The sequence below is a fragment of the Shinella zoogloeoides genome (assembly GCF_030733845.1).
GTDB classification, from domain to species: Bacteria; Pseudomonadota; Alphaproteobacteria; order Rhizobiales; family Rhizobiaceae; genus Shinella; species Shinella zoogloeoides_C.
Genome location: NZ_CP132311.1, coordinates 2747931 through 2760849, shown reverse-complemented (window position 1 = coordinate 2760849; position 12919 = coordinate 2747931). Strand labels below are relative to the sequence as shown.

At 64.7% G+C, this 12919-nt stretch carries 10 protein-coding genes; all 10 read left to right on the top strand.

The features are described from left to right. The 10 genes from tolA to Q9316_RS14590 all read left to right on the top strand — a co-directional run bounded on the left by tolA (position 1) and on the right by Q9316_RS14590 (position 12916). Positions 1–1113 carry a cell envelope integrity protein TolA gene (tolA, locus tag Q9316_RS14635; RefSeq protein ID WP_306032315.1) on the top strand — a complete coding sequence of 371 codons (1113 nt, stop codon included), beginning with the start codon at positions 1–3 and terminating at the stop codon, positions 1111–1113. Positions 1114–1135: 22 nt separating this feature from the next. Beyond that, the gene (tolB, locus tag Q9316_RS14630; protein WP_306032314.1) at positions 1136–2440 is read left to right on the top strand and encodes a Tol-Pal system beta propeller repeat protein TolB; all 1305 of its coding nucleotides are present in this window, start codon (positions 1136–1138) and stop codon (positions 2438–2440) included. 243 nt (positions 2441–2683) lie between these two features. Further along, a complete protein-coding gene (gene pal, locus Q9316_RS14625; RefSeq protein WP_306032313.1) occupies positions 2684–3220 on the top strand; it encodes a peptidoglycan-associated lipoprotein Pal in 537 nt (178 codons plus the stop codon). A 152-nt stretch (positions 3221–3372) separates the two neighbouring features. Continuing rightward, complete coding sequence (gene ybgF / locus Q9316_RS14620; protein ID WP_306032312.1) at positions 3373–4383, top strand: tol-pal system protein YbgF; 1011 nt, start codon at positions 3373–3375, stop codon at positions 4381–4383. 20 nt (positions 4384–4403) lie between these two features. Further along, positions 4404–5696 carry a tRNA lysidine(34) synthetase TilS gene (gene tilS, locus Q9316_RS14615; RefSeq protein ID WP_306032311.1) on the top strand — a complete coding sequence of 431 codons (1293 nt, stop codon included), beginning with the start codon at positions 4404–4406 and terminating at the stop codon, positions 5694–5696. Positions 5697–5902: 206 nt separating this feature from the next. Then, positions 5903–7825, top strand: a complete 1923-nt coding sequence (gene ftsH / locus Q9316_RS14610; protein ID WP_306032310.1) for an ATP-dependent zinc metalloprotease FtsH — start codon at positions 5903–5905, stop codon at positions 7823–7825. Positions 7826–8108: 283 nt separating this feature from the next. Then, positions 8109–9461, top strand: a complete 1353-nt coding sequence (gene glmM / locus Q9316_RS14605) for a phosphoglucosamine mutase (RefSeq protein ID WP_306032309.1) — start codon at positions 8109–8111, stop codon at positions 9459–9461. A gap of 242 nt (positions 9462–9703) precedes the next feature. Then, the gene (locus tag Q9316_RS14600) at positions 9704–10537 is read left to right on the top strand and encodes an outer membrane protein (protein ID WP_306032308.1); all 834 of its coding nucleotides are present in this window, start codon (positions 9704–9706) and stop codon (positions 10535–10537) included. Between the two features lie 184 nt (positions 10538–10721). Beyond that, complete coding sequence (locus tag Q9316_RS14595; protein ID WP_306032307.1) at positions 10722–11555, top strand: outer membrane protein; 834 nt, start codon at positions 10722–10724, stop codon at positions 11553–11555. A gap of 179 nt (positions 11556–11734) precedes the next feature. Further along, entirely contained in the window at positions 11735–12916 is a 1182-nt protein-coding gene (locus Q9316_RS14590) for a phosphoserine transaminase (protein ID WP_306032306.1), read from the top strand. Positions 12917–12919: the final 3 nt, after the last annotated feature.

Below are 12919 nucleotides of genomic sequence, written 5' to 3'. Positions count from 1 at the left end.
ATGAAGGGCAGCCTTGCCACATCCGCCGTGCTCCACACCCTGGTTCTCACCTGGGCGCTGGTTTCGCTCGGCAGTCCCGAAAGCTTCGACGTCGCCGATGTCGAGGCCATGCCGGTCGATATCGTGTCGATCGAGGAACTGACGCAAATCCAGCAGGGCGACAAGAAAGCCGAAATGAAGGAGAAGGCCGCGCCTGTTCCGACCAAGAAGCAGACGCCTGTCGAGAATGCCGAGAATGTCGGCGACAACGACATCGACCTGAAGAACCTGCCGACGCCGGAGGAAAAGCCGCGCGACATCGAGACGGCCGCCTCGCCGGAGAAGGCGGAGAAGGCCGTCCAGACGCCGGACACCAAGCCCGTCGAGGACGTGAAGCAGGAAGAGCCTGCCAGCGAGCCCTCGACGGAGGTCGCGGCGGTGGCCGAGACCAAGCAGGAGGTCAAGCCGGATCCGAAGCCCGAGGCAAAGCCGGCCGAGGATACGCCCGCGGCCGACCCGGAAGCCGAGGCGCTGCCCGACAAGATCCCGCTTCCCGAGATGAAGCCGAAGATCGAGGCGAAGAAGACCGAGACGGCCGAGAAACCGGCTGAAAAGAAGGTGGAGACGGCCAAGGCCGAGACCGCCAAGACGCCCGACCGCAAGAAGGAACAGAAGAAGAAGCAGGAGAAGGCGAGCTCGACGAACGAGAGCGACTTCAACTCCGACGAAATCGCTGCGCTTCTGAACAAGGACAAGGCTGCCGGCGGCGGTGCCAAGCGCTCGCAGGACCAGGCCGCGCTCGGCGGCAAGAAGACGACCAGCGGCACTAAGCTGTCGCTGAGCGAGATGGACGCCCTGCGCGGCCAGATCCAGAACAACTGGTCGATCATCCCCGGCATGTCCGATGCCGCCGACGTGCGCATCCAGGTCAAGATGCAGCTCGACCAGAACGGCGACATTATCGGCGAGCCGGAAGTGGTTGCGACGGGTGGTTCGGAATCCGCGCGCCGCGCGCTTGCCGGCGGTGCGCGCCGCGCCATCATGAAATCGCGGCCCTTCAAGGGTCTGCCGCCTGAAAAATATGACGCCTGGAGCGAAGTCGTCGTGAACTTCGACCCCAGCCAGATGATGTAAGAACTAGGGAAGGCCTAGATAGATGTTCAGACGAAATCTCCTCCGTTTGCTGGTCGTGCTGACCGGTCTCGCGGCTTTTGTGCCGCAGGCCTTCGCGGTCGTGGAAATCAACATCAACAAGGGCAATGTCGAGCCGCTGCCGATCGCCGTCACCGATTTCATCGCGAGCGGCGATCTCGGCCAGCGCATCACCGACGTGATCGCGGCGGACCTCAAGCGGTCCGGCCTCTTCGCGCCGGTCGGCAAGCAGGCCTTCATCGAGAAGATCTCCAATCCCGACCAGCCGCCGCGCTTCGAAGACTGGAAGGTCATCAACGCGCAGGCGCTCGTCACGGGCCGCGTGACGCAGGAGGGCGACGGCCGCCTGCGCGCCGAGTTCCGCCTGTGGGACACCTTTGCCGGCCAGCAGCTGACCGGCCAGCAGTTCTACACCCAGCCGGAAAACTGGCGCCGTGTCGCGCACATCATCGCCGACGCCATCTACGAACGCCTGACCGGTGAGAAGGGTTACTTCGACACACGCATCGTCTATGTCGCCGAAAGCGGCCCGAAGACGGCCCGCAAGCGCCAGCTCGCCATCATGGACCAGGACGGCTTCAACGCCCGCGCGCTGACCAACGCCAACGATCTCGTCCTGACGCCGCGCTTCTCGCCGAGCCGTCAGGAAATCACCTACATGTCCTTCGAGGGCAACCAGCCGCGCGTCTACCTGCTCCAGCTCGAGACCGGGCAGCGCGAAGTGGTCGGCAACTTCCCGGGCATGACCTTCTCGCCGCGCTTCTCGCCGGATGGGCAGAAGATCATCATGAGCTTGCAGCAGGAAGGCAATTCCAACATCTACACGATGGACCTGCGCTCGCGCACCACGACGCGGCTCACCTCGACCGCGGCGATCGACACCTCGCCCTCCTATTCGCCCGACGGCACGCAGATCGTCTTCGAAAGCGACCGTGGCGGCAGGCCGCAGCTCTACGTGATGGGCGCCGACGGCTCCAACCAGCGCCGCATCTCCTTCGGCGACGGCTCCTATTCCACGCCGGTCTGGTCTCCGCGCGGCGACCTCATCGCCTTCACCAAGCAGTCGGGCGGCAAGTTCTCGATCGGCGTGATGAAGACGGACGGTTCGGGCGAGCGCATCCTGACGACGGGCTTCCACAACGAAGGCCCGACCTGGGCGCCGAACGGCCGCGTGCTGATGTTCTTCCGCCAGGCCGCCGGCTCCGGCGGTCCGCAGATCTATTCGATCGACCTTTCCGGCTACAACGAGCAGGTCATCCAGACGAAGGGCTTTGCGTCCGACCCGGCCTGGTCGCCGCTGCTCGAATAGCACCACATATGTGGCGCGCCCGCCGCGTTCTTGCCGCAAAGTCCTGTAAATCAGGCTTCAGGCGAGAGGCGGCAGACCGCGTCACGCAAGAGAATGCACGGGGGCCGGGGACGGTCTTACAAGCAATCGTTAACCATACTCGTTGAATGCGGATTAACCGCCCGCGGTTACAGTCTGGCAACCCTGATTGAAAACCGCGCCTCAACGAACTTGACGCAAGAACTGATGCAAGGAGACCGGCTCATGAGCCGCATTCATACCCCGGCCGCTGGCCGCATGCAGACCATCGCCCGTAACCCGGCTATGATCGCCCTCTTCATGTCGCTGGCGCTGGCAGGCTGCGCTTCCAAGAAGAACCTGCCGAACAGCGCCGGCGATCTCGGCCTCAACGGCGGCGCGGGCGCCGCAACCCCCGGCTCGCAGCAGGACTTCACCGTGAATGTCGGCGACCGCATCTTCTTCGACACCGACTCCACGTCGATCCGCGCCGATGCCGCAGCGACCCTTGACCGCCAGGCCCAGTGGCTGCAGCAGTATCCGAACTACGCGATCACGGTCGAAGGCCATGCCGACGAACGCGGCACGCGCGAATACAACCTGGCGCTCGGTGCGCGCCGTGCGGCCTCGACCCGCCAGTATCTCGCTTCGCGCGGCATTCCGGCAAACCGCATCAAGACGATCTCCTACGGCAAGGAAAAGCCGGTCGCCGTTTGCGACGACATTTCCTGCTGGTCGCAGAACCGCCGTGCCGTTACCGTTCTGGGCGGCGCAGGCATGTAATTCCTTCCGCGGAAGGATCCATGCGAAAGGCGGCCGCTCGGCCGCCTTTCTTTTTTCAACACACTTTGGCCGAACTCCGTTGCTTTTTGAGAGCATATGGAAAACTCTTCGGCAGCGCTTCGGCGTAACTAGGACCAACAGGACGAAGATAGATGAAGAAACTTGTCGCGGCAGGCGTTCTCAGTCTGGCAGCGGTAGCAGCAACAGTCGGGCCGATCAGCGCATCGCCGCTCTCGACACTGGCGAACGGCTTCCTTGCGGCCAAGAGCGAACGGGCGGGTGACCGCAACGTGGTTCTGGCGCAGGCCATGGACCCGCGGGTCGGCCAGCTTGAAGAGCAGATTCGCAGCCTCAACGGCCGCATCGAGGAAATGAGCTACCAGCTCCTGCAGATGCAGGAACAGCTCCGCAAGACGCAGGAAGACAACGAGTACCGATTCCAGGAACTCGAAGGCGGCAAGGGCGGGGGCAGCGGCAAGAGCGGCGCACTCGACAAGCCGGTCAATGGCGGAACCGCCGACCAGCAGATCGCATCGAACAAGGTGCCGGCGGATGATACCGCCGGGACCGACACGCTCGGCACGCAGAACGGCGGAAGCGGGGGCGGCGCGCAGCCGCAGGAACTCGGTTCCATCAAGTTCGACGAGAACGGCAATCCGATCGGCGCGGACGCCAATCCGGACCTGAACAACCAGAGCGCCTCGATCGGCAACGACAACGCGCTGCCCGGCGTCGATGGCGGCCTGCCGCAGGCCTCGCAATCGTCGACCGCCTCTCTCGACAATCCCGACGACCTCTACCAGGCGGCCTACGGCCATGTGCTCTCGGGCGACTACCAGGTTGCCGAGCGTGAATTCCGCGATTACCTCGACATCTTCCCGAGCAGCGATAAGGCGGCGGATGCCAATTTCTGGCTGGGCGAGGCACAGTATTCGCAGGGCAATTTCAACGACGCGGCAAAGACCTTCCTGAATGCCCACCAGACCTTCGGCAAATCGAAGAAGGCGCCGGAAATGCTGCTGAAGCTCGGCATGTCGCTCGCCGCGCTCGACAACCGCGAAACCGCCTGCGCGACGCTGCGCGAAGTCAACAAGCGCTATCCCGAGGCCTCCAAGGCCGTGAAGAGCAAGGTCTCTTCCGAACAGCGCCGCCTGTCCTGCTGATTGCGGGCGAAGCCGAGGCCGTGGCCCGCGTGGACGATCCCGTCACGAACGCAGCCGACCGCCTGCTCAAGAGTTTCAAACGCCCCGCAACGCTTCTGATCGCTGTTTCCGGCGGCAGCGATTCGACCGGGCTTCTCGTGGCGCTCGCCACCCTTTGCGCCACCGGGCGCTATCCGCAGATCACCCTTCGCGCCTGCACCGTCGACCATGCCCTTCGCGCCGGCTCGGCCGGGGAGGCATCCGACGTCGCGGCGCTGTGCGCCCGTCACGGCATCCTGCATGTCATCCGCCGCTGGACGGGGCCGAAACCCGCGACCGGCTTGCAGGCCGCGGCGCGCGCCAGGCGCTACGAGCTGCTCGTGGAGGCTGCGGCCGAAACCGGTGCGGATGCCATCCTTTCCGGCCACACGCGCGACGACCAGACCGAGACGGTCGCCATGCGCGCCGCGCGCGCGCCCGACGGTATCGGCCTTTCCGGCATGGCGGACGCCGTTCTGCTGAAGGGGATTGTCTGGTTGCTCCGGCCGTTTCTGGAAGTAGACCGGGCGTCGATCCGGAATTTTCTCACCGCGCGAGGGGAGGGCTGGGTGGATGATCCGAGCAACCTCAATCCGCGCTTCGAGCGCGTGCGCGTCCGCAGCCAAGGTGACGTGGTGCCTTTTGAGTCCGTGGCGGTGGACAGGCTTTCCATGGCGCAGCGTGCGGCGGATTTTCTCGCTGCCAGCATTCGGACGGAGCGTTCGCTCTATGCCATAACGCCGGCGGCGATTGAGATCGTGCTGGCCGACCCCGCCGCCTGGCGTGGCCTGCTGCTGCTCGCGGCTGCGGCCGGCGGGCGGGCGCATGTGCTCGAAGCGCGCTCGGCCGCGCGGCTGCGCGCATTCCTTGCCAGCGGCACACTGTCGCGGCTGACGGCCGGCCGCGTGGTGTTCGACCGCCGGCGCGACGGCCTCTACCTCTACCGCGAATGCCGGGGCATCGCGCCGCTGCTCGTTCGCGCGGGGGAGGCGGCAACATGGGACGGGCGGTATCATGTGCTCAACCGTGCTGCGCGGGCGATCGTCGTTTGCGCCGTGGGCGAAGGTGTGCGGACGACGGAGGCCGATGGCCTGACCGGCCCGGCCGCGCGCGCTGCCTGGGCGGCGGCGCACCTGGAATTCGAGGATGGCGGAGCGGTATTGGAAGGCGTTGCGGCCATCGAGCCTTCGCTCGCGCCCTATGCCGATTTCCTGCCGCGATTCGATCTTCCGGTCGCGCAGGTCCTCGCCGATATCGTCGGGAGCCGGCGCTTTGCCTCTCCTCCGAACGAATGAGGGCGCGGGCGAAGGCGTTGTGCTAGAATACGGATGGATGCCGATACCGCAGCCGTCCTGTCGGCGCGCCTTCCGGCCGTTGACGATAGTTTGAGAAATGCCCGCGAACCGTGCGCTTTGCCTTGGCAAGGCCGCAAGGCGACCCTATGTTAGGCAGCAAAGAAACGGCTGGGAGTCCCCGGCCGGGAAAGTGCCCGGAAAGTTCGATGAATCCCAATTTCCGAAACTTCGCCCTCTGGGCGATCATCGCCCTCCTGCTGATCGCGCTGTTCAGCATGTTCCAGACGAGCCCGGCCCAGACCGGCTCGCGGGAAATCCCCTATTCGCAGTTCCTCAAGGAGGTCGACTCGAGCCGGGTGAAGGAAGTCGTCATCACCGGCGAGAAAATCGTCGGCAGCTATGTCGAGACCGGCGCGACCTTCCAGACCTACGCACCGGCCGGCGACAACTCGCTCGTCCAGCGCCTGGAGGCGAAGAACGTCGTCGTCAGCGCACGGCCTGAGACGGATGGTTCGTCCGGCTTCCTCAGCTATATCGGCACGCTGCTTCCCATGCTGCTGATCCTGGGCGTCTGGCTGTTCTTCATGCGGCAGATGCAGGGCGGCTCGCGCGGGGCGATGGGTTTCGGCAAATCCAAGGCCAAGCTCCTCACGGAAGCGCATGGTCGCGTCACCTTCGCGGACGTCGCCGGCGTGGACGAGGCCAAGCAGGACCTTGAAGAGATCGTCGAATTCCTGCGAGACCCGCAGAAGTTCCAGCGCCTCGGTGGCCGCATTCCGCGCGGCGTGCTGCTCGTCGGTCCGCCCGGTACGGGTAAGACGCTTCTCGCACGTTCGGTCGCGGGCGAGGCCAACGTTCCCTTCTTCACGATTTCCGGTTCGGACTTCGTCGAAATGTTCGTCGGCGTCGGCGCGAGCCGTGTGCGCGACATGTTCGAGCAGGCCAAGAAGAATGCGCCCTGCATCATCTTCATCGACGAAATCGACGCCGTCGGCCGTCATCGCGGCGCGGGCCTCGGCGGCGGCAATGACGAGCGCGAGCAGACGCTGAACCAGCTCCTCGTCGAGATGGACGGCTTCGAGGCGAACGAGGGCATCATCCTGATCGCCGCGACCAACCGTCCCGACGTTCTCGACCCGGCGCTGCTGCGCCCGGGCCGCTTCGACCGCCAGGTCGTCGTGCCGAACCCCGACATCGTCGGCCGCGAGCGCATCCTCAAGGTGCATGTCCGCAATGTGCCGCTGGCGCCGAATGTCGACCTCAAGGTTCTGGCCCGCGGCACGCCCGGCTTTTCCGGCGCCGATCTCATGAACCTCGTCAACGAGGCCGCCCTGATGGCGGCGCGCCGTAACAAGCGCCTCGTCACCATGCAGGAATTCGAGGACGCCAAGGACAAGATCATGATGGGCGCCGAGCGCCGCTCCTCGGCCATGACCGAGGCGGAGAAGAAGCTCACCGCCTATCACGAGGCCGGCCACGCCATCGTCGCGCTCAAGGTTCCGCTCGCCGATCCGCTGCACAAGGCGACGATCATTCCGCGCGGCCGCGCCCTTGGCATGGTCATGCAGCTTCCCGAGGGCGACCGTTACTCGATGAGCTACAAGTGGATGGTCTCGCGCCTCGCGATCATGATGGGCGGCCGCGTCGCCGAGGAGATCACCTTCGGCAAGGACAACATCACCTCCGGCGCATCGTCGGACATCGAGCAGGCGACCAAACTTGCCCGCGCGATGGTGACGCAGTGGGGCTTCTCCGACCAGCTCGGCCAGGTCGCCTATGGCGAGAACCAGCAGGAAGTCTTCCTCGGCCATTCGGTCGCGCAGCAGAAGAACGTTTCCGAGGCGACCGCGCAGAAGATCGACAACGAAATCCGCCGCCTGATCGACGAGGCCTATTCCGAGGCCAAGCGCATCATCACCGAGCAGAACCACGAATTCGTGGCGCTGGCGGAAGGCCTTCTCGAATACGAAACCCTGACGGGCGACGAGATCAAGGCGCTCATCCGCGGCGAAAAGCCGGCGCGCGACCTTGGCGACGACACTCCGCCGCATCGTGGCTCGGCCGTTCCGAAGGCCGGTCACAAGAAGGGGGGCGAGCCGGAAAGCGGTCTCGAACCGCAGCCGCAATAAGCGCCATCCGAAGAAACCAGAACGGCCGGGAAGCAATTCCCGGCCGTTTTCCTTCGGTAACGGACTGTAACGAATTCTGATTTCGAGATGGATGCTCTTTGCCCGCTTTTGTGGCAAAGAAGCGCGAGTGCTGCGCGTCTTAAGGTTAAAGTTACGCGAAGAGCGTAGAGTATTTCCCCATTCGGTGCCCTCCTATATACGGCACCTAGGGCGCGGCAATAGGAACGCGTATTGCGCTGGGCGCGGCGGAAGACGCCGCAGGCCTGCGAATTCAGGAGCGAACATGAAACGTCGTTATTTCGGCACGGACGGCATCCGGGGTCAATCCAACACCTTCCCGATGACGCCGGACCTCGCCATGCGGGTCGGCATCGCCGTCGGCACGATCTTCCGGCGCGGCGCGCATCGCCACCGGGTGGTGATCGGCAAGGACACGCGCCTTTCCGGCTATATGCTGGAAAACGCCATGGTCGCGGGCTTCACCGCCGCCGGCATCGACGCCTTCGTCCTCGGCCCGATCCCGACGCCGGCCGTCGCCATGCTGACGCGCTCGCTGCGCGCCGATATCGGCGTCATGATCTCGGCCTCGCACAATCCGTTCTATGACAACGGCATCAAGCTCTTCGGCCCCGACGGCTACAAGCTCTCCGACGAACTGGAGATGGAAATCGAAGAGCTGCTCGAAAAGGACATGATGGCGCAGCTTGCCAAGTCCGCCGAGATCGGCCGGGCAAAGCGCATCGACGGCGTGCATGACCGCTATATCGAGCATGCCAAGCGCACGCTGCCGCGCGACGTGACGCTGCAGGGCCTGCGCATCGCCATCGACTGCGCCAACGGCGCCGCCTACCGCGTGGCACCGGCCGCTCTTTGGGAGCTCGGCGCTGATGTCGTGACGATCGGCGCGGAGCCCGACGGCCTCAACATCAATCTCGAATGCGGCTCCACCCACCCGGCGACGCTCCAGCGCAAGGTGCACGAGGTGCGCGCCGATATCGGCATCGCGCTCGATGGCGACGCGGACCGGGTGCAGATCATCGACGAGAACGGCAAGATCATCGACGGCGACCAGCTTATGGCCGTGATTGCCGAAAGCTGGGTGGCGGACGGCATGCTGCGCGGCGGCGGCCTCGTCGCCACCGTCATGTCCAATCTCGGCCTCGAGCGTTTCCTCACCGGCAAGGGCCTCGGCCTCCAGCGCACCAAGGTCGGCGACCGCTACGTCGTCGAGCATATGCGCCAGAACGACTACAATGTCGGCGGCGAGCAGTCCGGCCACATTGTCCTGTCCGATTTCGGCACGACCGGCGACGGCCTCGTCGCCGCGCTCCAGATCCTCGCCTGCGTCAAGCGCAGCGGCAGGACGGTGAGCGAGGTCTGCAACCGTTTCGAGCCCGTCCCGCAGATTCTGAAGAATGTCCGCGTGAAGGCCGGCCAGCCGCTGGAGGACGCGGGCGTCCGCCAGGCGATCGCCGACGCGGAGAGCGAGCTTGCCCGCAACGGCCGCCTGCTCATCCGCCCCTCCGGCACGGAGCCGTTGATCCGCGTGATGGCGGAAGGCGACGACCGCGCGCAGGTGGAGCGCATCGTCGACGAGCTCGTCGGCGTGATCGGGTCGGCGCGCAACGCCGCCTGAGCGACATCGGCATGTCTTCCGAAAAGGCCGGGCTTCGTCCCGGCCTTTTCTTTTGCCGGCAAGTGAAAGCCGGAGCTTTATTTAAAAATTTACCGAATTCATGAAGGGCCGTTAACAAATAGGGTAAATGTTCGTAGTTAATCGGCGCTTAACCTTTCTTCGCCATTATCCATAGCCGATCGAGGGACTTGGGGACCGGCTTGCCGGGCGTGCCAAGCACACAAGCCTATTGGAGTCAGGCCATGAGGAAAGTTTTGAGTGGCGTCGTTGCCGTCCTGCTGACAGGCACGACGGGTTACGCGGCCGATTTGTATGAGCCGCAGGTCATCGAGGCCCCGGTGCAGGAAACCATCGTCGAGACCGGCGGCTGGTATCTGCGCGGTGATGCGGGCTGGTCCTACAACAAGCTGCGCGGCGCGCACTATTTCCAGGGCTCCAACGCTCTCGATCGCGATTTCGGCACGGCGCGCCTGAAAAGCGGCTTCACCATCGGCGGCGGCGTCGGCTACCAGATCAACAATCACTTCCGTACGGACGTGACGCTCGACTACATGTTCAAGTCGAAGTTCCGCGGCTCGACCTCCGGCGGCTGCGGCGTTGCGGTCAGCTGCACGTCCCGCGACGTCGCTTCGATGAACGCCCTCAGCCTGCTTGCCAATGCCTATGTCGATATCGGCAAGTACGGCATCGTGACGCCCTATGTCGGTGCCGGTATCGGTGGCACGCATGTGAGCTGGGGCGATCTCGAAAACACCTCGTGCGAGGACGGCAATCCGGGCAACTGCGATCCGACCGTCATCCACCGCGGCAAGAAGAGCTGGCGTTTCACCTATGCGCTCATGGCCGGCGCCTCGGTCGACGTGACCTGCAACCTGAAGGCCGACCTCGGCTACCGCTTCCGCCATGTCACCAAGGGCGACATGTTCGGCTACAACCTGAACGGCGGCCCCGGCTACGACAAGGGCTTCTACAGCCACGAAGCGCGCGCCGGTCTGCGCTACTCCTTCAACGGCTGCGAGCAGGCGACCTACATTCCGCCGGCAGATATCCCGATCGAACAGCCGGTCTACAAGTAAGACCTGTTTTCGAAACGTCCTTCAAGGCCGCCCCTCGGGGCGGCCTTTTCGCGTTCCGGCGGTCCTTAACCGTTTCTTCATTCCTTAAGAAATATGGTTAACCAACGGTATAGAGCAGCGATTTGCCTGCCCTCAGCCGGTCGCGCAAACGCCGGGCAATCCCGGGTCGCAGGGGATCGAGACCATGTTCCGCCGTATCGCACCGCTTGGCATCGCCATCGCCGGCCTTCTCGCGACGGGGGCGGGCGCCAGCGACATCGACATCATCAACGCGCCGGAAATCGACGTCTCGCAAAGCGCGGTGGCGCAAGGGTGGTATATCCGCGGGGATCTCGGCTATTCCGGCTGGACCAGGGGCGGCAAGCCCGACTACACGGTCTATGCGCCGGGCGGTGCCACCTCGCTGGAGCGCTTCGACAGCGCCCGTTTTTCCGACGAGTTCTCCTATGGCGTGGGTTTCGGCTATCAGTTCAACGACATGCTGCGCGCCGACCTGACGACGGATTTCTTCAGCGGCGACCTTCGCGGCGATTCGACCGTCGCCGCGCCGTGCAGCGGCGCCGAGCCGGCCGGGACGAGCTGCGGGTTCAGCCATGAAGCCGACTACAGTGCGATCAACCTCATGGCCAACGGCTATGTCGATATCGGCACCTTTGCCGGGTTCACGCCCTATGTCGGCGCCGGCGTCGGCGCGACGCGCGTGAGCTGGGGCGATGTCAGTGCGCGGGCCTTCTGCGTCTCGGGTGGCGCGGCCTGCTCGGGGGCGGGCTATGGCGGCGACGTGCTGGAGGGATATGACAGCTGGCGCTTCACCTATGCCCTGATGGCCGGCGCATCCTTCGACCTTTCGGAGCGGCTCAAGCTCGATTTCGGCTATCGCTTCTCCGATACGGGGGGCGGCCGGATGTTCCACTACGGCGCCGCCGAGCAGGGCTATGGCGCGGCCGGCGCGAAGGGCCGGGACGACGGCTTCCAGAAGCACGAATTCCGCATCGGCTTGCGTATCCCGACCTGGTGAGGCGGCTGCCTTCCTGATCTTCGAACGGCGCGTCGGGCAACCGGCGCGCCGTTTCCATTGCGCCGGATTATTTTTCGTTCGCGACATAATCCCCTTGACTCGGAAAGGCCTCTCTCATATTCCCAGCGGCGGGCCACTCCTCCCCAACGAGGAGCTATCTATCTGGAAGGATAGCCATCATGACGAAGACCGTCACCCCGCCGGACGTGCGTCCGAACAACACCCATTTTTCCTCTGGTCCCTGCTCGAAGCGTCCCAACTGGTCGCTCGAAGCGCTTTCCGATGCGCCGCTCGGTCGTTCGCACCGCGCCAAGATCGGCAAGACCAAGCTCAAGCAGGCCATCGATCTCACCCGTGACGTCCTGGAAGTGCCGGCGGATTACCGCATCGGCATCGTGCCGGCTTCCGATACCGGCGCCGTCGAGATGGCGCTTTGGTCGCTGCTCGGCCCGCGCGGCGTTGACATGGTCGCCTGGGAAAGCTTCGGTTCGGGCTGGGTTTCGGACGTCGTGAAGGAGCTGAAGCTCCCCGACACCCGCAAGATTACCGCCGACTACGGCCTGCTTCCCGACCTTTCCACGATCGATTTCGACCGTGACGTGGTCTTCACCTGGAACGGCACGACCTCGGGCGTGCGCGTGCCGAATGCGGACTTCATCCCGGCCGACCGCAAGGGCCTCACCATCTGCGACGCGACCTCGGCCGCCTTCGCGCAGAACCTCGATTTCGCCAAGCTCGATGTCGTCACCTTCTCCTGGCAGAAGGTTCTCGGCGGAGAGGGCGCCCATGGCGTCATCATCCTGTCGCCCCGTGCCGTCGAGCGGCTGGAGAGCTATACGCCGGCCTGGCCGATGCCGAAGATCTTCCGCATGACCAAGGGCGGCAAGCTGATTGAGGGCATCTTCCAGGGCGAGACGATCAACACGCCCTCCATGCTCTGCGTCGAGGACTATATCGATGCGCTTCTCTGGGCGAAGGAAGTCGGCGGCCTCAAGGGCCTGATGGCCCGCGCCGATGCGAACGCCAAGGTCATCTTCGACTTTGTCGAGAAGAACGACTGGATCGCCAATCTCGCCAAGGACCCGGCAACGCGCTCCAACACCTCGGTCTGCCTGACGATCGCCGACAAGGACGTGCTGGCGCTCGACGCCGAGGCGCAGGCGGCCTTCGCCAAGGGCCTCGTGTCCGCCCTCGACAAGCAGGGTGTCGCCTATGACATCGGCGCCTACCGCGATGCCCCGTCGGGCCTTCGCATCTGGGCCGGCGCCACCATCGACACCGCGGACCTCGAGGCGCTGATGCCCTGGCTGACCTGGGCCTTCGAGACCCAGAAGGCGACGCTTTCCAAGGCTGCGGCCTGATTT

Coding starts and splice junctions, on each gene's coding strand:
- tolA (WP_306032315.1), top strand. CDS start 1: ATGAAGGGCAGCCTTGCCACATCCGCCGTGCTCCACACCCTGGTTCTC.
- tolB (WP_306032314.1), top strand. CDS start 1,136: ATGTTCAGACGAAATCTCCTCCGTTTGCTGGTCGTGCTGACCGGTCTC.
- pal (WP_306032313.1), top strand. CDS start 2,684: ATGAGCCGCATTCATACCCCGGCCGCTGGCCGCATGCAGACCATCGCC.
- ybgF (WP_306032312.1), top strand. CDS start 3,373: ATGAAGAAACTTGTCGCGGCAGGCGTTCTCAGTCTGGCAGCGGTAGCA.
- ftsH (WP_306032310.1), top strand. CDS start 5,903: ATGAATCCCAATTTCCGAAACTTCGCCCTCTGGGCGATCATCGCCCTC.
- glmM (WP_306032309.1), top strand. CDS start 8,109: ATGAAACGTCGTTATTTCGGCACGGACGGCATCCGGGGTCAATCCAAC.
- Q9316_RS14600 (WP_306032308.1), top strand. CDS start 9,704: ATGAGGAAAGTTTTGAGTGGCGTCGTTGCCGTCCTGCTGACAGGCACG.
- Q9316_RS14595 (WP_306032307.1), top strand. CDS start 10,722: ATGTTCCGCCGTATCGCACCGCTTGGCATCGCCATCGCCGGCCTTCTC.
- Q9316_RS14590 (WP_306032306.1), top strand. CDS start 11,735: ATGACGAAGACCGTCACCCCGCCGGACGTGCGTCCGAACAACACCCAT.